The sequence below is a fragment of the Actinobacillus suis ATCC 33415 genome (genome assembly GCF_000739435.1).
GTDB classification, from domain to species: Bacteria; Pseudomonadota; Gammaproteobacteria; order Enterobacterales; family Pasteurellaceae; genus Actinobacillus; species Actinobacillus suis.
The window spans coordinates 2,441,558-2,467,364 of record NZ_CP009159.1 but is presented as its reverse complement, the minus strand read 5'-3'; the positions used below and the strand labels follow the sequence as shown (position 1 = coordinate 2,467,364).

The following is a 25,807-nucleotide window of genomic DNA, read 5'->3' as shown; positions in this document are numbered from 1 at the left end:
GCTCCGCAACCTTATTCTGTACAATGTCGCAGAGCGACATCATTATGCGTAACCACGTACGTTAGTGCGTGGTCATTACGCCAACATCTTCTCAATCGGCAGTACTAATACCGAGCTTGCGCCCATTGCTTTGAGTTGTTCCATCGTTTCCCAAAACAAGTTTTCTTGGCTGACGACGTGCATCGCAACACGGGCGGAATCATTAGCGAGCGGGAGAATGGTTGGGTTTTCCACACCCGGTAAAAGTGCGGTGATTTCTTTGAGTTTATCTTTTGGTGCGTGCAGCATAATGTATTTACTTTCCGCCGCTTGTTGCACGCCTTGAATACGGGTGAGTAAACGATCGACTAACGCTTGTTTTTCGGCTGAAAGCGGTTCGGCACGTTGAATCAGGCAGGCTTTGGATTGATAAATCACTTCCACTTCTTTTAAACCGTTCGCTTCTAACGTTGCGCCGGATGAAACCAAATCGCAAATCGCATCGGCTAAACCGGCGGAAGGGGCGACTTCGACAGAGCCGTTAAGTAAGGTGCTTTTAAACGCTACGCCCTTTTCGTTCATATAGCGTTTGAGTAAGTTCGGATAGCTGGTGGCAATACGTGAATTAACAAAGTCTTGCACACCGTTATAACTGCGATCACGATCAATCGCCAGCGACAAACGGCAGCCGCCAAAATCCAAGGTGCGTAATTTTTTATATTCAACCTGCTCACCTCGAGCAAGACGACCGAGTTCCTCTTCTTCCAGTACATTTTCCCCAATAATGCCGAGATCCACTACACCTTCAAAAACCAAGCCAGGAATATCGTCATCACGCACACGTAAAATTTCAATCGGCATATTTTCCGCATAAGCGATTAAACGCTGTTCATTCCAGTTAATTTTTACCCCGCATTGCTTGAGTAATTCGTTGCAATCTTTGCTTAAACGCCCTTTTTTCTGCAGAGCGATACGTAAACGGTTTGTGGTTGTCATTTTGTCTTTCCTATGTTGTGTTTAAGGTTGTGTTTAAATTTCGGATATAAAAAAACCTCTCGAAAGTTGCCTTCCGAGAGGTTATGTATTTTGCTGCGATATGCGATTGTGCTTTATACGTACTCGGAAGATTTGCTATCTTCCGACCACACTCAAATGCCCGAAAGATATCAGGTTGAATGATGGTGATGATGAGTACGGATAAAGTTCATAATGGGTTCTCTTATATAAAATTTCGTATAAATTTGTTGAGTTGCTATTTAAAATACGCTCAAAATTTATAGATTGCAAGTTGTTTTTGATAAAAATTTCTTCTTTTAGAATAAATTCGCAATCGTTTGCGTAAAAGGGTATAATTCGCTTAATTTTTTGTTCTAAAGGAATTTTTAACCATGCAAATTAGCTTAAAAAAAATCTATTCGGGAAAAGTACGTGATCTTTATGAAATTGATGATAAACGTATGTTGATGGTCGCCACCGACCGTTTATCCGCATTTGATGTAATCTTAGATGATCCGATTCCTCGTAAAGGCGAAATTCTCACCCAAATCTCTAATTTCTGGTTCAAAAAGTTAGCCCACATTATGCCAAATCATTTTACTGGTGATTCTGTTTTTGATGTTTTACCCAAAGAAGAAGCGGAAGCAATTCAGCACCGTGCCGTAGTTTGTAAACGCTTAACACCGGTAAAAATCGAATCGATTGTGCGTGGCTATTTAACCGGTTCGGGTTTAAAAGACTATAACCAAACCGGCACAATTTGTGGCTTAAAATTACCGGAAGGTTTAGTGGAAGCAAGCAAATTGCCACAACCGATTTTCACTCCGTCAAGCAAAGCGGAAGTGGGTGATCACGATATCAATATTTCATACGAAGAATGTGAACGCCAAATCGGTGCGGAATTAGCGGCAAAAGTGCGTGATGCGGCGATTGCACTTTATACCGAAGCGGCGGAATATGCGCTCACAAAAGGCATTATTATTTGCGACACCAAATTTGAATTCGGTCTAGATGAGAACGGTACGCTAACTTTAATGGATGAAGTGCTAACCCCTGACTCAAGCCGTTTCTGGTCGGTAGATACTTACCAAGAAGGCACAAACCCGCCGTCATTCGACAAGCAATTTGTGCGTGACTGGTTGGAAAACAGCGGTTGGAATAAACAGGCTCCGGCACCGAAAGTTCCGTCAGACGTGATTGAAAAAACCGTGGCAAAATACCAAGAAGCGTTAGATTTATTAACCAAATAGTTCTCAGTTTTCCCTAAAAGCAAGCGGTCGGATTCTGCAAATTTTTTGCAAATTTCGACCGCTTGTTGTTTATGAATTACTTCACACTACTTACTTAGCGACAGGCTCTAGCGTTAATGCTAAATCTTCGCTAATGACTTTAAATAATAAGTCGATATTCGGGTGTTTGCCGGCATTTTGTTTTGCATCTTCCACGTGTTCGGCAAACCATTCGATGCCTTGCTGTGCCGTTGAAGCGGTTAATTTCCCGTCAAATTTTTCCGCTAAGGCGTTGTAAAGTTTAAGTGAACCCAATTTGCCTTCCACAGCCGGAATATGATGAATCACTTCCCCTTGTGCATTACGCACATTTAAACCGGCAAGATGATCAACCGCTGAAAAGGTGGCTAAATAGTCTTTAAATTGCATATTGTTTCCTTATGATTATGATAAAAAAGAGCTGAGATTATCAGCTCTTTTGATAGGTTTTGCAAATTAGAATTTGTAGGTTAAGTTCGCTGTAACTTTGCGTCCTTCTCCCATATAACACCAATAGGTATCACATGCACTTATGTATTTTTTGTTACTCAAATTCGAAACATTAACTTGTGCAACCCAATGCTTGTTGAAATCATATTTAGCCATTAAGTCCACTAATGTATAAGCCGGAATTTTTTCTTCTATTACACCATTAGTACTTGTACCTACGTATCGAACTCCCGCTCCTACTTTAAGACCAACTAATGTATTATTTGTGAATGCGTAATTCATGAAAGCGGAATATGTATGACGAGGAATAATCGCCTTACGTATATTATTTACTTTAGCATCAGTATAAGTATAAGCTAATAATGCCGAAATATTATCATTCAGCTTCATATCTGTTTGTAATTCAACACCTTTACTTTTGGCTTTCTCTGTTTGCAATTGAATAACTTGTCCGTTCACTTGTCCCTGAACCAAACCATTTTTCTCTTTTAAATCAAAATAAGCAATAGAGAGTGTTCCATCAACAAAACTCGGTAAATATTTAAAACCTACTTCATGTTGCGAACCTTCATAAGGCTTATAGCGTACTATGTGCCCATTAACATTAGAACCTGAGATTGGGCGGAAAGATTCAGAATAGTTATAAAACGGAGATAAACCTGAATCGGTAACGTACATTACACCGGCTGAGTAGCTATTATGATTTAGATCATACCCTTCACCACCGTACGTACTATAATAATCACCTTTTGCAAAATCACGGCGAGCACCTAAATTTACTAGCAATTTATTGTCAAAACGGAATTGATTTTGTACATATACGCCTAATTGTTTTTCTTTATTTACATAAGGTGATACTGCATCAAACGGTTGCACCGCCGTTGGATAATTACCGTATAAATTGCTTAATATTTCACTACCATAACCGTTTGCCGCATAGTTTTTACCAATCGTGTAATCGAAACCGACCGTCAATATATTTTCAACACGATCTATCGCCCATGTTTTACTTAAGCGATTATCTAATGAATGCGTAAAGGTTTTTCCTCTTGCCGTCATTGTACTTAAAGATGAACCATCCCAACCGATAGAAGCACTAAATTGGTCTTTATTGCTATAAGCATAGCGATAATTTGACTGATAAACTAAATCATCACTAAATTTATGAGTAAATTCATAACCGACAGAATATTGATTACGGCGCAAATATTCCGGTACATTTTCTGCAAAGTTAGTACGATTAGATAATCCTAAAGAAGATAATCTTTCATAACCGGCAGGGAAAAAACCTGAACTTGGACGACCATTATCATGCTGAACACTTGCTAATAAAGTCAAACTGGTATTTTTACTAATATCCCACGAAAGACTTGGAGCAAAGTAATAAGCATCCATATAACTGCCTTTCGGCTCACCATCTCTTCGGTTGAAATCACCGACTAGACGGAAACGAACATTTTCACTAATAGCATTACTATAATCTGCTGAAAAACCTCTCTCGTTTCTATTTCCCAACGTAAACTTCAACTCACCTTTCGGCTCTTTTGTCGGACGCTTGCTCACTAAATTAATTAATCCGCCACTTTGTGCTGAACCATAAGTAAGAGAATCAGCACCTTTTACAACTTCAATACTTTCTAAGCCATACATATTCGGTTGCCAATGATAGAAACCAAAGCTATACATTGCCGTACCGTCAATGCGAAGAGTTGGGCTAAAACCACGAATACGAATCCAATCATGGGTATCAATATCTCCTCCATACGGCTGGCTTAAGATACCTGCTTCATAACGACCAATTTCATCAGCTTGTTTATAACCTTTCTCTTTAATCTGTTCTTCTGTTAATACAGATACCGATTTAGGTGTCATATATTCCACCTTACCTGCTTTAGAAACAGAACCAACCACCGACACCTCATCCAATACCGCAGTTTCTTGTGCGATTGCCGGTGAGATGGCTAAGGCAACTGCCGAAGCGACTGTCGAATAGAAAAACGTTTTTTTCATTTTATTCACCCTAAAATGTTGTTAAGAATTTTTTAAATTGTGAAGGTTAAACTCTTCTTAGCATTAATAAGAAATAAGTTCCACCAACTAATGTGGCGACTAAGCCTGCCGGAATTTCATACGGAAACAATAACTGTCTGCCGAGCCAGTCGGCAAGCGACATTATCAATCCGCCCAAACAAGCTGAGATCAAAATCTGTTGCGAGACTTTTTTTACCCCTAAAAAGCGAACCATTTGCGGCACCAGTAAACCGATAAAGCTTAGCGGCCCGATAACCAAGGTCGCTAGCGCAGTTAATAACGCACTAAATAAAATTAAACTCCAGCGAACCTGTTTGAGATTTAATCCTAGCGATTGTGCCATCGGTGCTTGTAACGCCAGTAAAGCAAGCCAACGGCTGAAAATCAAACTTGCAAAAAGTAGTGCAAAACTGACCGCTAGCAAGCCGATAGCCATTTCATTAGTAACATTTTGCGTTGATCCGGATGTCCAGGCAATCAACTGATTCGCTCGGGGATCACCGCTGGCAATCGCTAAACGTTGCAACGTATCGAATAATGCCGATAAGCTAATACCGGTCAGCAACACTTTTTCCGGCAACATACCGCTACGCTGATTAATCGCCGTTAATACCAATAATGCCACACAAGCACCGAGAATCCCTGCTAACCAAAACCATTCTGTTTGTTGTACGCCAAACAGAAATAAAGCGGCTAAGATGCCCATTGATGTGCCGGAAGAAACGCCCAATAACTCGGGGCTTGCCATTGGATTGAGCGTTAAACGCTGTAAAATTACACCGGCAACCGATAATAAAATTCCGACTGCTATCGCCGCCATTAAACGAGGGAGGCGCAATGCAATCAACTCGCTTTGTTGCGTCCATTGCCAGCCATTGATACCTTTGCCGACAAATAACGCTAAGCAAATTGCCAACGCTAAGCCGCCCACTATCAAAGCAAGAACAAGCGGTCTAAATTGACGAATTTTTTGCGAACCCGCCTCTTGTAAACGTCCGGTATGCGGTAAGGCACTAAACATTAGCCAAAGCAACAACGGCGTACCTAATAATGCGACCACCGCACCGGTCGGTAAATGAATCCCGCTAAAAAAGGCAAATAACTGTAACAGCAAATCCGTATTCGCCAACAATAACGCCCCCAGCACAAAAGCGGCACATAGCTGATGACTAAAACGGCGAATATGCAGTTGGCGAACGATAGTTGCCGAAGCCAAGCCGATAAAACCCAACATACCGACTTTCGCCACCACAACTGCAATTAAAAATGCCGCGATCAATACACCGAGCACTCGCAATTTAGCTACCGGCACACCTAAGCTCTGCGCATTCGCATCATTTAATGCCAAAATGGTTAGCGGACGAACCAATAAACTAATAATCAAGATCGCAGGTATCGCTTGAGCAATCAGCAATAACGAATCCCGCCAGCTTTCTTGTACTAAAGAGCCAGCCCCCCATTGTGCCAAACCTCGAGATTCTTCCGGATAAAACAGCATCATTAATGCGGAAAATGAACCAAAATAGAGATTTACCACTAAACCAGCAAGGATCAACAATAAGGGCGACATTGTTTTTCGCATCGCCAAACTCAGCACTAAAATCAGGCTGAATGCCGCACCGATTAATGCGACCGCACTTGAGCCGTATTCCAGCCAATCCGGTAAAAAAATCGCCGTTAAAAATAAGGCGAATTGCGCACCGCTACTAATGCCAAGCGTATTATCCGATGCCAACGGATTCGCCATCACTTGCTGTAATAATAAGCTCGCTAAACCTAGCAAACCGCCGGAAAGTAATGCCATCACAATACGCGGTAAGCTATAACTTTGAATCAGCAATAGTTCCAGATTTTCGCTCGGCAAAAAGAGCGAAACCAACCCGCTTCCGTTTGGTAATTGTAACGTTAATGTCGTTAGCAATAGCCCGACAAATAGCACGGCTAATCCGCTGAACAATAATTTGCTCGCTTTTACCATTGTTCGCCTCCGTGCAATAATCCGTTAGCAAACATTTCGGCAAAGCGTTGGGCGGAAGGAATACCACCGAATGTCCATACTGCCGGTAAAATTAACGGATCTTTCGCCATAGCCAAATGTTGCCACAAGGTGTTATAACGCAAGGCGGATCCAATATTCGCCGGATACGGTTTTACCACCACTAAACGGCTATTCGGCACAAGTTTGGCTAACTGAGTAACATCAATCGTCTCAAAGCCCCACGCATTTTGCGAACCGCTCCACGCATTGTGAAAACCGAGTTGTGACAACACCGCACCAAACGGACTATTTGCGGCATAAATGCGTAAATGGCGCGTATCAATAAACTGTACTAAGGCAATCGGGCGCTCCAAATAAGGCTGAACAAGCGGTCGGATTTCACCCATTTTTTGCAAATAATTAGCCATGAGCTGCTCAAATTCCGTTTGTTTATCCGCAATAAACGCGACTTTACGGCTAGCATTCACAATATTTTGCCAAGCATCGCCTTCCGTATAAAAATCGACTAATGTCACAGAGGAAAACGGCTCGAGTGTTGCGGTGGCTTGGGCGTAAAAACTGCTATTAATAAAATGTAAATCGTGATCGCTCTGTTTTAAGGCAAGAATCTGTTCCGGATTCGGTTGCATTCGCACGCCGAGATCTAAGGTGTTATTCGGTAACGCCGGTTCACTGACCCACTGCTGATAACTTTTTACATCACCGACCGCCACCGGCTTCTCGCCTAACGCGATTAATGTTTCGGCAACCGTCCAATCCAAGGTCGCAAAAGATTTTGCCTTCACCCCACAAGACATTGCAAAAAAAAGTGTAAAAACGACCGCTTGTAGCGTTTTAACCACGGAGAAACACGGAAGCTCACGGAAAATACGATAAATATTTTCTGTGTTTTTCTGTGTGTTCCGAGGTAAAAAAATAAGTTGTTTCATCAATAAAAACTCACCGGTCGTTTGGTTTCAGGGTGTTCGATCACATTCAGATCAATACCGTAAATTTGTTTTAATTTCGGGCTGTTTACAATCTCAAACGCATCACCCTGCGCTAATAATTTGCCGCTATGCAACGCCACCAACTGATCACAATAACGTGCCGCCAAATTAATATCATGAATCACAATAATCACACCCAAATTCAGCTCGTGCGCCAATTTTTTGACCAATTCCATCACTTCTACTTGATGAGCGATATCCAAGGCGGCAAGCGGTTCGTCCAACAACAAGAATTTGCTTTGTTGCGCTAATAACATCGCTAACCAAATGCGAGAACGCTCACCGCCGGAAAGCGTATCTACCAACTGCTCGGCAAACTGTTCCGTGTTGGTTAAGGCTAAGGCTCGTTCGATGGCTTCATGATCTTTTTGTTTATTAGAACCGAATAAACCGTTCCACGCATAACGCCCCATGGCGATAAGCTCTCTGGCAGTCAGATTGGTAGCTTGTGGGAGATGTTGAGGAAGATAAGCAACTTGTTTAGCAAAATCTCGTGATGACCATCGGCTAAGTTCTTGCTGGTTAAATAGAATTCTGCCGCCAGATAACGTATTTTGTTTCGCCAATAATTTAATTAAGGTGGATTTGCCTGAGCCATTGTGTCCGATTAAACCGTACACTTTACCTTGCTCGAATTGCAAAGAAATTGAATGGAGTAAAGTTCGAGTAGGAATAGCAAAAGTCGCATTTTCAATTAAAAACACAATAACTCCGAATAAATAAAAAGAAGATTATTCTAATTAAAAATTATTAGCGTTAAAACAGATTTATGTATTTTAATATATTCAGTCAATACAAGCGGTCAAATAAACAAAAATTTTTACAATTTTAACGACTATTTATAGAAACTCAGCGCTGTTATCGCTATAATTCTGCGCTTTTGGACTAGGTATCACGCCTAGTTTTTTATTGGCCTTTTTCAGAGGATAAAAAATTGATTAAATTCGGTCGTGCATTTTTAGCAAAACTTGCTGTATTAAGCCTCGCATTTTCCGCAATTACCGCACAAGCTGCTGAGAAATTATACGTTTATAACTGGACGGAATACGTACCTTCATCACTCTTAGAAAAATTTACCAAAGAAACGGGAATTGAAGTCATTTATTCGACATTTGAAAGTAATGAAGAAATGTATTCGAAGTTAAAACTTTCAAATTCAAAAGGTTATGACATCGTATTTCCTTCTAGCTACTATGTTGGCAAAATGGCGAAAGAAGGAATGCTTGCCGAGTTAGATAAAAGCAAATTAACTAACTTAAATTACGTAACACCGGAGTTGATGGCAAAGCCGTTCGACCCGGAAAATAAATACTCTCTGCCTTATGTGTATGGCTTAACCGGTATCGGGGTCAATTCACAAGATTTTGATCCGAGTACGATTTCGAGCTGGGGCGATTTATGGCGTGATGAGTATAAAGGCAAATTGCTGATGATGAACGATCCGCGTGAAGTGTTTCATATTGCCTTATTACTTGATGGTAAATCACCGAATAGCGAAAACGAACAAGAAATTCAAAGTGCTTATCAGCGTTTACAAAAATTAGTGCCGAATGTATTAGTTTTTAACTCGGATTCACCGGAAATGCCTTACTTACAAGGTGAGGTTTCCGTAGGGATGCAATGGAGCGGCTCTGCGCACCGTGCTAAAAGTGAAAATCCGGATTTAAAATTTGTGTTCCCGAAAGAAGGTGCCGTGATTTGGATGGACAACTATGTCATTCCAAAAGGTGCGGTAAATAAAGAGGCGGCACATAAATTTATTGATTTCTTATTACGCCCTGAAAGTGCGAAAGAAGTAATCGAAACAATGGGCTTTTCTATGCCGAATGAAGGCGTAAAAAGTCTACTCTCTCCAGAGCTTGTCAATGATCCGTTAATTTTCCCGCCGAAAGAGGAAATTAATAAAGGTATCTTGCAAGCAGACGTAGGCAAAGCCGTTGAAATCTACGAAAAATACTGGAATTTGCTAAAAACGGGCAAATAGTTATTTGCAAAATTTGAAGAAATAACAACCGCTTGTTATTTCTTGCAACTCAAACGTCCTTCCAATCGGAAGGACGAATTTCTTAAACATTAAACAATGACTCGAGGTCTTAAATGTCAAATCATAACTCTTTAACTGCGAATCCGGGCCCATTAGGTTTATGCGGCTTTGCATTAACAACTTGGTTACTTAGCTTAATCAACAACGGTACATTCGGTGGCGAAAATGTAGGCTTAGTGCTTGCGATGGGTTTTGCTTTCGGTGGTACTGCACAAATGATCGCAGGTATGTTTGAGTTTTCAAAAGGTAACACTTTTGGTTTCACTGCATTCACCAGCTACGGTGCTTTCTGGTGGTCATTCGCATTATTCAAAGTATTCTTCGCTGAAGGCGTAACTGCACCGTTCATCGGCTGGTACTTAGTGGCTTGGGGTACATTCACATTAATGATGTTTATCGGTACATTAGCAAAAGCACGTGCATTACAAGCAATCTTCTTAGCATTAACCATCACCTTCTACTTATTAGCAGCTGGCGATTTCACCGGTGATCACTCACTTACTCACATCGGTGGTAACTTCGGTTTATTAACAGCCTTATTAGCGTTTTACTTAGCAGCGGCAGAAATTATCAACGAAAGCTTCGGTCGCACAGTATTACCAATCGGTGCACCAAAACAGTAAGAGTTAATTCTCGCAATAAGGACGCTATGGCGTCCTTATTTTTAGCCTCCAATTAATCTTCTTCAATTTTTGCGAACCACCTCACACTTTTCACATTTTTTTAACAAAAACATTGCCAGATTAAATTCTAAGCGCATATTATTCGCTCAGTAACAGTTTATTTCCCGTAATAAACCTAGGAGCAAAGCGATGAAAAATCTAAATGTTTTTGATAAAACTTATGGCTTATTAATTAATGGTGAATGGACTCAGGGAAGCGGTAAAGATTTACTCGCTTCTTACAATCCGGCAAACGGTAATGTACTGGCACACTTTGTTGATGCAACCGATGCGGATGTGGATGCAGCAGTAACAGCAGCACAAGAAGCGTTTAAAACTTGGCGTAAAACAACTACTGCAGAACGAGCTGCCATTTTAAATAAAATTGCCGATGTGATTGATGAGCATAGTGAATTATTCGCTTTGCAAGAAACGCTAGATAACGGCAAACCAATTCGAGAAACCAGAGCAGCGGATATCCCGTTGGCTGCCGATCACTTCCGCTATTTTGCCAGTGCCATTCGTGCCGGCGAAGGCAGCTTAAATCAAATCAATCAAGAAGAACTTTCGCTCGTACTGCGTGAGCCAATCGGCGTAGTTGGGCAAATTATTCCGTGGAATTTCCCATTCTTAATGGCGGCATGGAAAATCGCACCGGCTCTTGCCGCCGGCTGTACCGTGGTCATTCACCCTTCCAGTACTACTTCGTTAAGCCTATTATCCTTTGCACAAAAAATTAATCATTTACTGCCGAAAGGCGTATTAAACGTGATTACCGGTAAAGGTTCGAAATCCGGTGAATATATGCTTAAACACAAAGGCTTTAACAAACTGGCATTTACCGGTTCGACTGAAGTGGGACGTCATATTGCGATTTCTGCCGCAGAATTACTCATTCCGGCAACCTTAGAATTAGGCGGTAAATCGGCTAATATTTTCTTTGACGATATGCCGTTCGACAAAGCATTAGAGGGCGCACAAAAAGGGATTTTATTCAATCAAGGACAAGTCTGTTGTGCCGGTTCACGCATCTTTGTACAAGAAGGAATTTATGACAAATTTGTGGCAGCATTAGCCGAAGAATTTAAGAAAGTCAAAGTCGGTTTACCGTGGGAAGATGACACTCAAATGGGTGCACAGGTCAATGCGGGACAACTTAACACCATTTTAAAATATGTGAAAATCGGTGAAGAAGAAGGCTGCCGTATTATTACCGGCGGTAGAAAAGTGTTAGCGGATAATCTTGCCAGCGGTGAATTTGTTGAACCGACTTTAATTGAATCGAAAGATAATAACAGCCGAATTGCTCAAGAAGAAATCTTCGGACCGGTGGCAACCGTGATTAAATTTAAAACCGAAGAAGATGTTATTCGTATGGCGAACGATTCGGAATACGGCTTAGGCGGCGGTGTTTGGACTAAAGACATTAACCGTGCATTACGTGTTGCACAAGCGATCGAAACCGGTCGTGTGTGGGTAAATTGTTATAATATTCTGCCGGCAGGCGCACCGTTCGGTGGCTATAAATCTTCCGGTATCGGGCGTGAAACCCACCAAATGATGTTAGACGCTTATACCCAAGTGAAAAATATCTACATCAGCACCCGTGAAGAGCGTGAAGGCATGTACTAATGGTCGGAATTGAATCTCCGTGAATAAGCGGTCTGATTTCTCACTTTTTTTGCAAAATCTTGGGCAAATCAGACCGCTTTTTATACCTTTTTGTTATAACGAAATGCCTTTTGTTCTTTACTCCATTGCTCAGACAGGGTAATCTCTCGCAACTTTTTATTTTGCGATTTATTTAAAATCCTACTTGGAGAAGCACTTATGAAATTAGCGACTTTAACTAAAGTAAGTGCAGGTGTATTAGTAGCACTTGCCTTAACCGCTTGTGACGATAAAAACACTGATGCTAAGACCGCAGCAAAACCGGCTGCCGAAAAGACTTTCGTGAACTGCGTTAGCCGTTCGCCGCAATATTTCAGTCCGGCACTAGCAATGGACGGTATTTCGTACAATGCGAGTTCTCAACAAGTTTATAACCGTTTAGTTGAATTTAAACGCGGTTCAACTGAGATTGAGCCGGCATTAGCCGAATCTTGGGATGTATCAGAAGACGGCTTAACTTACACTTTCCACTTACGCAAAGGGGTAAAATTCCACTCAAACAAAGAATTTACCCCAAGCCGTGATTTTAATGCAGATGATGTGGTATTTTCATTTAACCGTCAATTAGACCCAAATCATCCTTACCATACGGTATCAAAAGCGACTTATCCGTACTTTAAAGCGATGAAATTCCCGACTTTATTAAAATCGGTAGAGAAAGTGGATGATCATACGGTTAAATTTACCTTAACCAAACGTGATGCAACCTTCGTATCAAGTTTAGGTATGGATTTCACTTCGATCTATTCTGCAGAATATGCGGATGCGATGTTAAAAGCAGGTAAACCAGAAACCATCGACACTACCCCGATTGGTACCGGCCCGTTCGCCTTTACCGGCTACGTGTTAGATCAGGCAAGCCGCTATGTGGCACACAAAGATTATTGGAATGGCAAAGCAGATTTTGACCGCTTAATTTTTGAAATTGTACCGGATGCAACCGCTCGTTATGCAAAATTACAAGCAGGTCAGTGCGATTTAATCGACTTCCCGAATGCGACCGATATTGAAAAAATGAAAACCGATCCGAAAGTGCAATTACTTTCACAACCGGGCTTAAATATCGCTTATGTGGCATTTAACACCGAAAAAGCACCGTTTGATAATGTGAAAGTACGCCAAGCGTTAAATCTTGCGGTCGATAAAAAAGCAATTATTGATGTGGTTTATCAAGGTGCCGGTATTGCGGCGAAAAATCCATTACCGCCAACCATTTGGGGCTACAACGACAGCTTAGCAGAATCGGAATTCAATATCGAAAAAGCGAAACAATTACTCGCAGAAGCAGGCTATCCGAACGGTTTCGAAACCGAACTTTGGGTACAGCCGGTGGTTCGTGCCTCAAATCCGAATCCACGCCGTATGTCTGAAATCATTCAGGCGGACTGGGCAAAAATTGGTGTAAAAGCCAAATTAGTGACCTATGAATGGGGCGATTATATTAAACGCTCAAAAGCGGGTGAATTAACTGCCGGTACTTACGGCTGGTCCGGCGATAACGGTGATCCGGATAACTTCTTATCGCCATTATTCGGTTCAGCAAATGTTGGCAACAGTAACTATGCTCGTTTTAACAGCCCTGAGTTAGATGCGTTATTAGACAAAGCGCTCGGTTTATCGGATAAAGCGGAACGTACTAAACTCTACGAACAGGCACAAGTATTGTTAAGAGAACAAGCCCCGTGGATTAACGTTGCACACTCGATTAACTTTGCACCGACTAGCAAACGTGTACAGGACTATAAACAAAGCCCGTTCGGTTACACTTATTTGTACGGTACAAAACTTGCTGACTAAAAATCTTTTCAGTTAATGGTGCAAATCAATAAAAAATGGTGGGAAATCCCACCATTTTTTTGTATCTAGCTTATGGCGATAACCGTTCTTTCAGCCACTTTCCTTCAACAATGCGATAACAAATCCGGTCGTGCAAACGACTTGGTCTGCCCTGCCAAAATTCAATACGTTCCGGTAAAACGATATAACCGCCCCAATGCGGTGGACGAGGTACGTGTAACGGGTGTTTTGCCGCAATCAATGCCGCTTTTGCCACCAACTCGCTTTTACTGGCTAACACTTGACTCTGATTACTCGCCCAAGCACCAACTCGGCTGGTATAAGGACGGCTGGCAAAATAGCGATCCGATTCCTCAGCTGAAATTTTCTCAATCCGTCCTTCAATGCGTACCGAACGTTCTAACTCCGCCCAGAAAAAAGTTAACGCAACATAAGGATTTTGCTCAATCTCTTGCCCTTTACGACTTTGATAGTTGGTAAAAAATACAAAGCCATTTGGATTCACTTCTTTTAATAGCACAATACGACTGGTCGGTTTTCCGTCTAACACAGTCGCCACATTCATTGCTGTCGGCTCGTTCACTTTGGCGCTAATCGCTTCTTGTAGCCATTGTTCGAATTGTTGAATCGGATCCGCATGGCAATGCGCTTGGGACAATTCTTGTTTACTATAATCTTCTCGGATGTTGTGTAGATCCATTTCTTCCTCTCTACAAACTAGAAAGCAAAAGCGGTCAAATTTCCGCAAAATTTTGCAAAAATTTAACCGCTTGTATTACTCAGATTTTGTCGCTTCTGAAGCCGGTTTACGACGTTTACCAATATTTTTGGTGTCTTTATGACGCACTTTTACTTTGGCTTTTGCCGCTTCTTTTTTCGCTTCTTTGCGTTTTTTAATACGTGCTTTTTCTTTTTTGGTCGTAGTGTTCAACTCACCGTCTTTCGGCGCTTTGGTACGAGGTTCTAAACCTTCAATCACTCTCGGTTTTAACAATTCCTCGGTATAACGCTTGATTTTACCTAATAGTTTGTAATCGTGCGCTTCCACCAATGAGATTGCCGAGCCTTTTTTACCGGCACGAGCGGTACGACCGATACGGTGCAAATAGGTATCTGCACTGTACGGTAAGTCGAAGTTAATCACATAATCAACATCATCAATATCAATACCACGTGCAGCAACATCCGTCGCAACCAACACATTAACTACACCGTCTTTTAAACGGGCGATCGCTTGGTTACGTTGGGTTTGTGCCATATCGCCTTCTAAATAAGTCGAACGTAAACCACGTTTACGTAACGTATCGCTTAACTCACGCACATCTTCACGACGGCGCACAAAAACAATCGCTTTCTCCATTTCCATCGTAGAAATTAAACGAGCAAGCAATTTGGTTTTGTGTTCTAAGTTATCCGCATGGTAATACCATTGTTGGATTTTTTTACGCTCACGGCGGCTTGGTTCCGCATCAATTTTTAACGGGTTATCCAAAATTCGATCGGTAAAATCCACTAATAGCTCACCTTCCAACGTTGCTGAGAATAACCACGTATGTTTACGCCAACGGGTTTCCGCTGCAATTTTTTCCGCATCTTGCCCAAACCCCATTTGTAACATACGGTCTGCTTCATCAAAGATCAAAATCTCTACCGCACGGCAGTCAAAATTTTCTTCTTTGATATATTGCATTAAACGTCCCGGTGTCGCGACCACGATATCTTGGTTGCTGTTAAACACTTCGCCGTGGTTTTGATACGCCACACCGCCGGTAATCGTTGCAATACTAAGTTTGGTAAATTCAGCAAAAGCTTGTGCTTCTTCCGCCACTTGCATCGCAAGTTCACGAGTCGGCGTTAAAATTAAAATACGTGGTGCACCCGGTTTACGGCGTGGGTAATCTAATAAATGTTGAATCGCTGGCAATAGAAATGCAGCGGTTTTACCGGTGCCGGTTGGTGCTGAGCCAAGTAAATCACGTCCGTCAAGCGCGTGCGGAATGGTTTCCGCTTGTACGGCGGTCGGGCGTTTATAACCTTTTTTATTCAATGCTTTTAACAGTTGAGGGGCTAAATCTAATTCCTCAAAGGTCATTAATGGGGTTTCTGTGGTCATTATGTTTAATGTTCCTAATTATTTTATAAATACAATGCCATCACAACGGCATTTTCTCTTGCGCCACTCGGTGTCGGATAATAATTTTTACGAATAGTGACTTCATTAAAACCGAGTACGTCATATAATTTTTGTGCGGCGAGATTGGATTCTCGTACTTCCAACCAAAGCGTTAAGATACCTTGTTCACGCAGTCTTTCAATTAAGGCGGATAATAAACGTTTGCCGTAACCTTTTGCTTGGAAACGAGGGTCAACCGCAATATTAAATAAGGTTGCTTCATCCAATACGGTTTGGCAAATAGCAAAAGCCACGATTTGATTTTGTTCGGTCAGCTTGAGATTTAAATATTTATCACCTTGATTATTGAGTAACGTGCCTTTGCTCCAAGGTACGAGGTGTGCGGCTTGTTCAATTTCAAACAAGCGGTCAAAATCCGATTCATTCACTACTTCAATCATGATTATCCCCAAAATGCTGACAAAATGCCGCCATTTGTCGCCAAAGTTGGCGTTTAGTTGTGACATTAGTTAAATCTTGCCACGAGCTATGTTGCCAAGCGGTCTGATTTGCAAATTTTTTTGCAATTTCAACCGCTTGTGATTCTGCTTGGATTAACCAAAAAATAGGCTGATGTTCAAAAGCTAAACGCTGGGCTTGTTCCGCATCCAACCATTGATATTGGTTTGGCTGCAGCTGCAAGGTGCGTAAAATATCCGAAAACAGACCGCTAGCTTGATGATTCTCTTCACATACCACAACCAGTTTCACCGCTTTATCCAAGCGAATTTGCGCATCGCCCTTTAATACTTGCGGTTTTGTTAGCATCCATTGAGGAATATTCATCTCATTTAATAGCAAATCTCGCCGATTCATCTCATACCTCGCAAAAACAAGTAGGGAATAGTACCAAAAGTCGGTAAAATGCGGAAATGTTTTTATGATTACGCTCCGTAATATTCAGAAATAAAAGGATATTTATGCTCTCTCTTGAAAGTGAAGTATTAACTCGTCATTTACCGTTATTTGCCAATAAATCCATTTTACTTTTTGGTGATGTTCGAGATCGCTTTGCCGATCAAATAAAAGCGAATGCAAAAAGCGTTGCCGTTTTTAGCAGTTATTTCGATTATGCACGCCAATATGCCGATGTGAGCTTCGGTTTAGATTGCGAAATTAAAGCCGAATTAGCCGTCTTTTACTGGACTAAAAATAAGCAAGAATGTCAATATCAATTACTACAATGGCTTTCGCAAGCCGATGTAGGACAAGAAATGTTGATTATCGGTGAAAACCGTGCCGGTGTGCGTTCGGTAGAAAAATTACTTGAGCCTTACGGCAATATCGCCAAAATTGATTCCGCTCGTCGCTGCGGTTTATATCATTTTGAGTTGCAAAGTATGCCTGAATTTAACAGTAAAAAATTCTGGAAATCTTACCAGTTACCAAATCTAACCATTTTTGCTTTACCGGCTGTATTCAGTTCGGCAGAATTAGATGGTGGCACGCAATTATTACTTTCGAGTTTTAATAAGGCAGACCGCTTAAAAGGAAAAATACTGGATCTTGGCTGCGGAGCCGGTGTGATTGGGGCAAGCCTAAAACAGCAATTTGAAAAGATTAAATTAACTATGTCCGATATTCATGCAATGGCACTTGAATCATCTCGTCGTACATTGGCAGAAAATGCTTTGGAAGGAACTGTAGTGGCAAGCGATGTGTTTTCGCATATTGAGGAACGTTTTGATTTGATCGTATCAAACCCGCCGTTTCACGATGGGATTGATACCGCTTATCGAGCAGTAGAAGATTTAATTGCACAAGCGAAAAATCGTTTAAATCGTGGTGGAGAACTGCGTATTGTAGCGAATGCTTTCTTACCTTATCCGGATTTATTGGATAAAGCTTTCGGTTCACATAAAGTGATTGCCAAATCCAATAAATTTAAAGTGTATTCCGCTAAAGCTTAAAGCGAAAAAAGACGGCCAGAAAATCCTTTTCAGCCGTCTTTGAAAAAAAACCAGTCACAAAATACTTCTAATAATAATTCGTAAATCACTATCAAAATTGTTTAGTGCGGTTGATCACTATGCTTATTACTCCAATGTATTATTCATTTATTACAAATAATACTCATTCATAATGGAGATAACAGAAATTTTCCCTATTTCATTAATTCAACAAACGCTTTACATTTGAAATAGAAAATTTTCTATTTTTATACAAAAGTTCGCTAAGCAAAGACACTAAAAAGCCGTAGAATCTCATCATAACTCTAAGGCATAACTAGTTCATATATGTCATTGCTAAAAATAATGAAATAGTAAAAATTTCAAATTAATTGTAATGATTTAAAATGCCTTAACAACCCCATTTTACTTAATACACTATTAAGCACAACTTAATAAAAGGATTTTGTATGTATGATTACAAAGCAATGCTGGTCTTTGTAACAGTCGTTGAGCAAGGTGCGATGCAAGCGGCCGCTGAGAAGTTGTCCATGACACCCTCCGCGGTAACGCAAACGATTAAAAAGTTAGAAAATCAGTTAAAAATCAAACTGTTAAATAGAACAACACGAAAGCTATCTTTAACTGATGCGGGGAACATTTTTTATCAGCATATTGCACATATTCAACACAGCGCAGAAAATGCGGTTCGCAGCATTGAAGCGCTTCGCTCAGAACCTGTCGGTGAATTAAAAATCGCTTCTGTAAGTGGTCTAATTGATAGTTTTTTAATCAGAACGTTTAAGAATATTCTCGATAATCATCCAGAAATTCGTTTGAATCTTACCTTTGAAGATACTCCTGTTGATATTTCGGAGCAGAAATTTGATATTTTGCTACGTTCGGGCAATATCACAGATGACCGCACTGTCGCTCGTCATCTACATAATTTTGAATGGGCAATTGTGGCGCATCACGACTATATTAAGCGCCATGGATTGCCCAAAAATTTATCCGAACTAGAGAAGTTGGACTGGATTAGTTATCCGGATAAAGAAAAGAAAAAATCCCCAATACTGCTAAGCCGAGGACGAGATACCGCAACATTTATGCCCTATTATCGTATTACTTGCAATTCACTTAATGCGGCAAAAGGTTTACTGTTAAATGGATTAGGTATTACTAAACTCCCGATTAAATATATTCGAGATCAGCTTGAATCCGGCGAATTAATCTCACTTTGTTCAGATTGGAAATTACCAAAAACACCACTATATTTAGTTACGCCGCAGCGTATTCAGTCTGAAAAAGTACGAGTGGCAAGCCAATTAATCATCGATTATTTTAAAAATTTAACCTAATTCCTTCATATACAAATCCATACAAGCGGTTATTTTTGCAAAAAATCTGTAAAAATGACCGCTTGTTAAAGCTAAATTAAGCTCGAGCCAATGTCCAAACTTGAATGTGCTGTACACCCTGCTTAAGTAACTCGGCACAAATTGCATTTAACGTTGAGCCGGTTGTCACCACATCATCAATAATCGCAACACGGTGATATGCTCGATTTGGCGTATAACGAAATGCGCCTTTTAAATTGCGCTTCCGTTCATAGGCTGTAAGTTGTCGTTGAGAATATGTCGCTCGTACTCGTTTTAAACTAACATTATCTAAAGGAATATTTAGCCAATTTGATAAATGTTCCGCCAGCAGCTGCGCTTGATTAAAACCCCTCTGCCATTCTCTGTGCCAAAAAAGTGGTACCGGGAAAATTACCTCCGGCAATTCTAATTGATGTGTTCTTTGCGCTTGCTTTATCGCTAATAGCAACAATCTAGCAAGACCTTGATCCAACCAAAATTGATCCTGAAACTTAAACCGATGAATCCAATCGGAAAGCGGTGGCTTATAATATGCAATCTGTACGATACGATGCCATTTTGGCTCATTACGTAAACAATTACCGCAATATAACTGATTTTCTGGCAATAACGCACCACAGCATCCACAATAGCAGCTTTTTTCTATTTTTCGATAACAGCTACTACAAATAGTATGCTGCGCTATTGCTAATGGTTTACGGCAATGAATACATCTAAATCCCCAATAATTCATACTTACTCCTTTTTAGTTTGGTTGTATCAAACTTTCATCAGAAAAATCGGAGATTTTTTGCGATATAGATCGAAAAAAGAGTAAAATCTTTACTTAATAACTCGCTTTTTATTAAGGACAAACTAACGAATGACCAAACCAAGTCAGCCAATTAAAGTCATCTTTTTTGATATTGATGAAACACTCTATGTAAAATCAAAAGCTTATATTCCAGATTCAATCACTCAACAAGTCCTACCTAAACTAAAAGAAAAAGGTATTATCCCAGCTATTGCGACTGGACGTAATTTTGGTGGTTTTCCTCAAGCCTTAAAACCATTAATGGGCAAACATGGCTTTGAGCTATTTGTTACGATTAACGGTCAGTATAATTTCTATAAAGATCAAATGATTAGTCAATATGGTTTAACTATTGAGCAAATTGAGCGTTGTATTGAAAAACTTAATGCATTAGGTATTGCTTATGCATTTGTCACACCGGAAGAGATTGCGGTGTCGGAAGAAAATCCTATCGTGCGAGCGGCGACCGCACCAATCAAAGCAGATTATGTGGTTGACCCGAAATTCTATTTAAAAAGCACTGCGGTACAGATGCTTGCGTTTTATCCGGAAAGTCGTGATGAAGAAATTCGTGCGTCAGGCCTGCTGCTAGATGAACTTAAAGCCGTACGCTGGAATTCAAATGCGGTTGATATTCTACGTATCGAAAATTCTAAAGCCCGTGGTATCGAAGATGTTATCCGCCATTTTGGTTTAAATATCGAAAATACGATGGCATTTGGAGATGGGTTTAATGATATTGAAATGTTTGATACTGTCGGTTTTAGCGTAGCAATGGGAAATGCAGAACAAGAATTAAAACAGCATGCTGACTATATCACGAAACATATCGAGGAAGATGGCATACTCCATGCATTAAAAGAATTTAAGATCCTTTAATTAAAAAAGCTATCCGATAGGATAGCTTTTTTATGTAAAAGTCGTTTTAATAAGAATAATTCTCATATATAATTAAAATTTACATTCTTTACTAAAAACCATAAAATGAAATTAAATCTACTCATTCCTACACTTGCCGTATCTACGGCATATTCAGCATTTGCTAATACGACAGAGCAACAAATTTCTGAACATTTAAACGATTTACGCAGCCAAACGGAAGTAGCGATTGAATCTCGTATCCAAAAACCTGCCAGTCACCCAATGCCTCAACTTGCGATTCAGCAAAAAAAGCGTCTAAGTATGAGCAAAGAGGAATTTTCTAAGCGCCCAGATTTAATTTCAAACGCGCTTATTTTGGCATTACAGCAATCTAACTCTGATTCAGTCAGCTTTCTTTATCCATTTTATAGTAAGCTGCCAACACAATACCAAGATCCAATTATGCTTAAGTGGTCTGAAGCTATTTTAGCTCGCTACAGAGGTAACTATAATAGTGCAATTACAAAATATCGTGAAATATTAGCCGAACATTCTGGTTTAGGCTTAGTCCGTTTACAACTTGCAATGGCACTCTTTGAGAATAATGAATTGGAAGCGGCCGAAGATCAATTTCAAAAAATACGATCCGAAAATCCACCTTCCCAAATCAAAGGTTTGATTGATCAGTACATTACCGCAATTGCAAATAAAGATCGTTGGACATTCTCCGGTGGCTTCACCTATTTAAACGATCCTAACATTAATAATGCACCGAAATCCGGCACAACTTACGGACAATGGAGCGCACCTAAATCAGAATCTGCACAAGGGATCGGCTTTAATTTCTATGCCGGTAAAAAATGGTCTTGGGGAAATAATTTCTATAATGAATTTCGTCTAAGCAGTAACGGAAAATATTATTGGAATAATAAAAAATATAATGAAGTAAGTGCAAGAGGAAGCCTTGGTTTAGGCTATCAAACCGCTCGCTTTACCATGGCACTCCTTCCTTTTATGGAGCAAACACTTTATGCCGGTGGCTCAAACAGCAGTGAAAGTTTAAAACGCTTTTCTAAAGCAAGTGGTGCAACGTTAGAAACAAGTTATTGGATCTCACCTAAATGGCAATGGGAATCCAGCTATGAATATGCCGAACAACGTTATATGGATCGCAAACATTTAAACGGCAATTACCATTTCGTCTCTAGCGGCTTAACCTACCTTGCGAATGCAAAACAATATTGGTTTAGCAATATCAACTATAATAGAACAGCAACTCGAGATAAAGACGATAGTTATGTCCGTCGCGGAATTGTGCTTGGTTGGGGACAAGAATGGCCACTCGGACTATCAACACGATTAAGTGTTAACTATGCACAAAAAAATTACAAAGCGCCAATGCCAATCTTTGGTATTACACAACGTAATAAAGAATACGGTGCATCATTAAGTCTATGGCATCGTGCCGTACATTATTGGGGGATTACGCCTCGCCTGACGTATAGCTTTAATAAAGTAAAAAGTAATCACGTATTCTATAGCTACGATAAACACCGTGCTTTTGTGGAGTTTAGCAAACGTTTCTAGATAACTTATACATCATCAATCAAACTAAACCGCTTACCAAATAAAGGTAAGCGGTCTTTTTTTACAAAAAATCTGCAAAAAGAACTTACACTTAACTAACATTTCACAAATGATAAAGATATGTAAAATCTTGCAACAAAATACCAAGAAAAGTCAAAATATACTATAAACTATATTGGTTTTCACCTAAGGATATAGTTTATATGAAATTTACTAAAAATCGTGTTGCGATTGCTATTTTATGTAGCATCCCAACCATAATAACAACAACGATTAGCCCTATTGCTTACGCTCAAACCAGTGTAGTGGAAGTCTCTTCACAAAGTGATTTTGAACGTGCATTAGCTCAAGCAAAATCAGCCACTAACCTCACCATTCGCCTTACGAATGACTTCACTTTATTACCCAAAGTAAATCAAAATAGACAGGAAATACCATGGGAAATTGGTAACGTTACGATCGATGGAGCTAATCATATCCTCACTGTTCGAGGTTCTCCATTAGATATTACCGGAGATACGGTTATTCGAAATACCAAACTGAGTTTCTTACCTTCTCAGGGGTTAACGCTTGATCTAAATGCGGCAAACCAACAAGAAATCACCCAATATATATTTGTAAACGGTAACCGATTAGAACTCGATAATGTAGATACTCAAATGGGTACTAATGCGAATAAATTAAGCCGCCCAAATATTGTTATGGGTAGCGGTATGGGTGCGACAAAAGACGCTGGAAAAGCAGAACTCGTACTTAAAAATACGATTGTTAAAAATATTCTTGCAGGTAATCTAAATTCGAGTTCAAAACAAAGTAATACCAAAATTACGCTTGATAGCCATTCCGAAGTCTTGCAAGGAGTATATTTCGGCTTAGACTCACCAAATAATGTGACCGGTGAGGTCACAGTAATCAGTGAAACAGATAAAGTAGGCGGATATATTGGCAACAATACGAATAGTACACTCGAATTAAAAGGGGTTAATACACACCGTTCAACCGCAATCAGTGGTGTGAAGAATTTAAAGCTTACTCAAGGTACAGATCTTGCGGTAAGTGATTTGGAAGTTGAAAATTTATCACTTGAAAATGGCACAAAGCTAAATACCGAAAATACAAACTTCCCAATTTCAATACAACATCTTAGCGGTAGTGGCGGTACCTTAATTGCTAATGTAGACTCGGGCAGCATTGATCTTGCCAGTACCGCTGGAAATATTAACCTAGATATTAGGGGCTGGTTAGATCCAGATGAAACCTATGTTAATGTACAAGGTAATGCAGACGGTTTAACCGTGACGGCTTCACAAGCAAGTGATCTAAATATTGTAAAAGACGGTAACTCGTTTAAAACTGCCCCGTTGGATACGGTGACTCCACCGCCAGTTACCGTTACTCCGCCGGCTCAACCTATTCTACCAGTTACACCGCCAACTGTAGTAACAGAAAAAGGAGATAGTGTTCAGGTCGAAGAAAAACCTATAGCTGATACACCTTTAATTACCCAAAAAGGTTCAGCTGTTACTGAAGCAGAAAAACCGGTAGCTGATGTACCTTTGATTACTGAAAAAGGGTCAAGTGTTACCGAAGCGGAAAAACCAACGGCTGATGTGCCTTTGATTACTGAAAAAGGGTCAAGTGTTACCGAAGCGGAAAAACCAATGGCTGATGTGCCTTTAATTACCCAAAGGTTCAGCTGTTACCGAAGCGGAAAAACCAACGGCTGATGTGCCTTTGATTACTGAAAAAGGGTCAAGTGTTGTTGAAGCGGAAAAACCAACGGCTGATGTACCTTTGATTACTGAAAAAGGAGCAAGTGTTACCGAAGCGGAAAAACCAACGGCTGATGTACCTTTGATTACTGAAAAAGGAGCAAGTGTTACCGAAGCGGAAAAACCAACGGCTGATATGTCTTTGATTACTGAAAAAGGGTCAAGTGTTGCTGAAGCGGAAAAACCGGTAGCTGATGTACCTTTAATTACTGAAAAAGGGTCAAGTGTTACCGAAGCGGAAAAACCAACGGCTGATGTACCTTTAATTACTGAAAAAGGGTCAAGTGTTGCTGAAGCGGAAAAACCAGTAGCTGATGTACCTTTAATTACTGAAAAAGGAGCAAGTGTTACCGAAGCAGAAAAGCCGACTGCGGATGTTCCGGAAACTACTCAAAAAGGGACAAGCGTTACTGCAGAAGCAAAACCTGTAGTAGAACCGGTTGTACAGCAAACACTCGCAAGCCTTACTGCCGAAAAACCTGAGGTCGATACTGAAGCATTAATTGCCGCACTGCGTCGAGCAGAAATGTTGTTACAACAACAGCAAAAAGTTCAGCTAATTTCGAATTTAGTCGAATCAAACGCAGCAGCGCAATTAAATAGTATTGCGGATGTGAATATGGATATTGCTCAGCAAGTGATTGAAAAATTCCCAACCGATGGTAATCAGTTCCGTGTATGGTCTAATAACACGGTTACGAATAGCTCTGCTTATCGTAATGCACCGCAACATTATGAAACGGATAGCTTCCGTTCTCAGTTAGGTGTAAGTGGTTTAGTAAATGCCAATACGCAAGTTGGCGCTATCTTAACCGATGTGCGTAATAGCAATGATTTTGCTTATAACAGCGGTAAACATCATTTGCAAGTTGCTTCCGCATTTGTGAAATATCAAACAAATAACGGTACATTTGCTGCATTGGATCTAGGTGCGGGACGAATTAAAAATAAGCTAAAATCGGCAAACCAAACCGATAGCTTTAGCCGTAAACTTATACAAACCGGCTTAACTTTAGGACAGGAACTAACTTGGAATCAGCTTGAAACCACCGCGAAAACAGGTATTCGCTATAATCATTTAGGACACGCCAATTACCAATTGGACGGACTAAATGTGCAAGAACAAGCGGTCGATTTTGTCAGCTATTTTGCAGGACTTGAGCTAGGTTATAAGTTTGCTCTTGGCACTCACTTTAATATTAAACCGTTAATCTCCGCAGAGTATTGGGTACATAACGGCGATGCAAAAATTAAAGTGGCGGATCACGAATTCAGCTTAGAAACAGGCAATCGTCAACATTTAGCGGCAGGTGTGGAAATGGGATATCAAAATCTCAAACTCAGCCTTTCAGCCGGTGTTACTGACGGTTCAAAAGTGGCGAAGCAAAATGTCGCAAAATTAAATCTGAACTACCAATTCTAACCATATAAAAAAACGGATATTCATCACTGAATATCCGTTTT

Annotated in this window: 22 protein-coding genes and 1 other annotated feature; of the genes, 11 read left to right on the top strand and 11 right to left on the bottom strand. The window is 40.4% G+C overall.

Features of this window, described 5'->3' with window-relative positions; all coding sequences use genetic code 11:
- Nucleotides 1–75: 75 nt before the first annotated feature.
- On the bottom strand, nt 76–975 hold the full coding sequence (gene hisG / locus ASU1_RS11500) for an ATP phosphoribosyltransferase (protein ID WP_015674515.1): 900 nt from the start codon (nt 973–975) through the stop codon (nt 76–78).
- A gap of 47 nt (nt 976–1,022) precedes the next feature.
- Nucleotides 1,023–1,167 (bottom strand) — a sequence feature (His leader region).
- 200 nt (nt 1,168–1,367) lie between these two features.
- Between hisG and ASU1_RS11495 the strand changes: the two genes are divergently transcribed.
- Nucleotides 1,368–2,225 (top strand): phosphoribosylaminoimidazolesuccinocarboxamide synthase, encoded by an 858-nt coding sequence (locus ASU1_RS11495; RefSeq protein ID WP_015674514.1) that lies wholly within the window; start codon nt 1,368–1,370, stop codon nt 2,223–2,225.
- A 90-nt stretch (nt 2,226–2,315) separates the two neighbouring features.
- On the opposite strand, the gene ASU1_RS11490 is transcribed toward ASU1_RS11495, so the two are convergent.
- The 5 genes from ASU1_RS11490 to ASU1_RS11470 all read right to left on the bottom strand — a co-directional run bounded on the left by ASU1_RS11490 (nt 2,316) and on the right by ASU1_RS11470 (nt 8,416).
- Nucleotides 2,316–2,633: a DUF2322 family protein gene (locus ASU1_RS11490; protein WP_015674513.1), complete on the bottom strand. Its 318-nt coding sequence runs from the start codon at nt 2,631–2,633 to the stop codon at nt 2,316–2,318.
- A 66-nt stretch (nt 2,634–2,699) separates the two neighbouring features.
- Nucleotides 2,700–4,703, bottom strand: coding sequence for a TonB-dependent siderophore receptor (locus ASU1_RS11485; protein ID WP_015674512.1), 2,004 nt, complete (start codon nt 4,701–4,703; stop codon nt 2,700–2,702).
- 46 nt (nt 4,704–4,749) lie between these two features.
- Entirely contained in the window at nt 4,750–6,702 is a 1,953-nt protein-coding gene (gene fhuB / locus ASU1_RS11480) for a Fe(3+)-hydroxamate ABC transporter permease FhuB (protein ID WP_015674511.1), read from the bottom strand.
- Nucleotides 6,696–7,652 carry an iron-siderophore ABC transporter substrate-binding protein gene (locus tag ASU1_RS11475; protein ID WP_039195656.1) on the bottom strand — a complete coding sequence of 319 codons (957 nt, stop codon included), beginning with the start codon at nt 7,650–7,652 and terminating at the stop codon, nt 6,696–6,698. The genes fhuB and ASU1_RS11475 overlap by 7 nt, the downstream gene beginning before the upstream one ends.
- Nucleotides 7,652–8,416, bottom strand: a complete 765-nt coding sequence (locus ASU1_RS11470; RefSeq protein WP_015674509.1) for an ABC transporter ATP-binding protein — start codon at nt 8,414–8,416, stop codon at nt 7,652–7,654. The genes ASU1_RS11475 and ASU1_RS11470 overlap by 1 nt, the downstream gene beginning before the upstream one ends.
- A gap of 230 nt (nt 8,417–8,646) precedes the next feature.
- Here ASU1_RS11470 and ASU1_RS11465 point away from each other — a divergent pair, with 230 nt between their 5' ends.
- From ASU1_RS11465 to ASU1_RS11450, 4 genes are all read left to right on the top strand, one after another.
- Entirely contained in the window at nt 8,647–9,696 is a 1,050-nt protein-coding gene (locus ASU1_RS11465; protein ID WP_015674508.1) for an extracellular solute-binding protein, read from the top strand.
- Nucleotides 9,697–9,809: 113 nt separating this feature from the next.
- Nucleotides 9,810–10,379 (top strand): acetate uptake transporter, encoded by a 570-nt coding sequence (locus ASU1_RS11460; protein WP_015674507.1) that lies wholly within the window; start codon nt 9,810–9,812, stop codon nt 10,377–10,379.
- Nucleotides 10,380–10,568: 189 nt separating this feature from the next.
- Nucleotides 10,569–12,050 carry an aldehyde dehydrogenase family protein gene (locus ASU1_RS11455; protein ID WP_015674506.1) on the top strand — a complete coding sequence of 494 codons (1,482 nt, stop codon included), beginning with the start codon at nt 10,569–10,571 and terminating at the stop codon, nt 12,048–12,050.
- 198 nt (nt 12,051–12,248) lie between these two features.
- Nucleotides 12,249–13,886, top strand: coding sequence for an ABC transporter substrate-binding protein (locus tag ASU1_RS11450; protein WP_015674505.1), 1,638 nt, complete (start codon nt 12,249–12,251; stop codon nt 13,884–13,886).
- A gap of 70 nt (nt 13,887–13,956) precedes the next feature.
- On the opposite strand, the gene pdxH is transcribed toward ASU1_RS11450, so the two are convergent.
- The 4 genes from pdxH to ASU1_RS11430 form a co-directional block, all read right to left on the bottom strand.
- Nucleotides 13,957–14,586, bottom strand: coding sequence for a pyridoxamine 5'-phosphate oxidase (pdxH, locus tag ASU1_RS11445; RefSeq protein ID WP_015674504.1), 630 nt, complete (start codon nt 14,584–14,586; stop codon nt 13,957–13,959).
- 75 nt (nt 14,587–14,661) lie between these two features.
- Nucleotides 14,662–15,999: an ATP-dependent RNA helicase SrmB gene (gene srmB, locus ASU1_RS11440; RefSeq protein WP_015674503.1), complete on the bottom strand. Its 1,338-nt coding sequence runs from the start codon at nt 15,997–15,999 to the stop codon at nt 14,662–14,664.
- Between the two features lie 23 nt (nt 16,000–16,022).
- Nucleotides 16,023–16,460 carry a ribosomal protein S18-alanine N-acetyltransferase gene (gene rimI / locus ASU1_RS11435; RefSeq protein WP_015674502.1) on the bottom strand — a complete coding sequence of 146 codons (438 nt, stop codon included), beginning with the start codon at nt 16,458–16,460 and terminating at the stop codon, nt 16,023–16,025.
- A complete protein-coding gene (locus ASU1_RS11430; protein ID WP_015674501.1) occupies nt 16,453–16,875 on the bottom strand; it encodes a DNA polymerase III subunit psi in 423 nt (140 codons plus the stop codon). Before ASU1_RS11430 ends, rimI begins: the two co-directional genes overlap by 8 nt.
- Before the next feature lie 104 nt (nt 16,876–16,979).
- Between ASU1_RS11430 and rsmC the strand changes: the two genes are divergently transcribed.
- On the top strand, nt 16,980–17,969 hold the full coding sequence (gene rsmC / locus ASU1_RS11425) for a 16S rRNA (guanine(1207)-N(2))-methyltransferase RsmC (protein ID WP_015674500.1): 990 nt from the start codon (nt 16,980–16,982) through the stop codon (nt 17,967–17,969).
- Nucleotides 17,970–18,418: 449 nt separating this feature from the next.
- Nucleotides 18,419–19,309, top strand: coding sequence for a LysR family transcriptional regulator (locus tag ASU1_RS11420; RefSeq protein WP_015674499.1), 891 nt, complete (start codon nt 18,419–18,421; stop codon nt 19,307–19,309).
- 76 nt (nt 19,310–19,385) lie between these two features.
- Here the strand turns inward: ASU1_RS11420 and ASU1_RS11415 are convergent, their stop codons facing one another.
- Nucleotides 19,386–20,063 (bottom strand): amidophosphoribosyltransferase, encoded by a 678-nt coding sequence (locus ASU1_RS11415; protein ID WP_005624668.1) that lies wholly within the window; start codon nt 20,061–20,063, stop codon nt 19,386–19,388.
- A gap of 129 nt (nt 20,064–20,192) precedes the next feature.
- Here ASU1_RS11415 and ASU1_RS11410 point away from each other — a divergent pair, with 129 nt between their 5' ends.
- The 4 genes from ASU1_RS11410 (at nt 20,193) to ASU1_RS11920 (ending at nt 25,766) form a co-directional block, all read left to right on the top strand.
- A complete protein-coding gene (locus ASU1_RS11410) occupies nt 20,193–21,002 on the top strand; it encodes a Cof-type HAD-IIB family hydrolase (protein WP_015674498.1) in 810 nt (269 codons plus the stop codon).
- A gap of 105 nt (nt 21,003–21,107) precedes the next feature.
- Entirely contained in the window at nt 21,108–22,571 is a 1,464-nt protein-coding gene (locus tag ASU1_RS11405) for a surface lipoprotein assembly modifier (RefSeq protein ID WP_015674497.1), read from the top strand.
- A 203-nt stretch (nt 22,572–22,774) separates the two neighbouring features.
- Nucleotides 22,775–24,298, top strand: a complete 1,524-nt coding sequence (locus tag ASU1_RS11400; RefSeq protein ID WP_015674496.1) for a hypothetical protein — start codon at nt 22,775–22,777, stop codon at nt 24,296–24,298.
- 1 nt (nt 24,299) lies between these two features.
- The gene (locus ASU1_RS11920) at nt 24,300–25,766 is read left to right on the top strand and encodes an autotransporter outer membrane beta-barrel domain-containing protein (RefSeq protein WP_158319030.1); all 1,467 of its coding nucleotides are present in this window, start codon (nt 24,300–24,302) and stop codon (nt 25,764–25,766) included.
- The last annotated feature ends 41 nt before the right edge of the window (nt 25,767–25,807 follow it).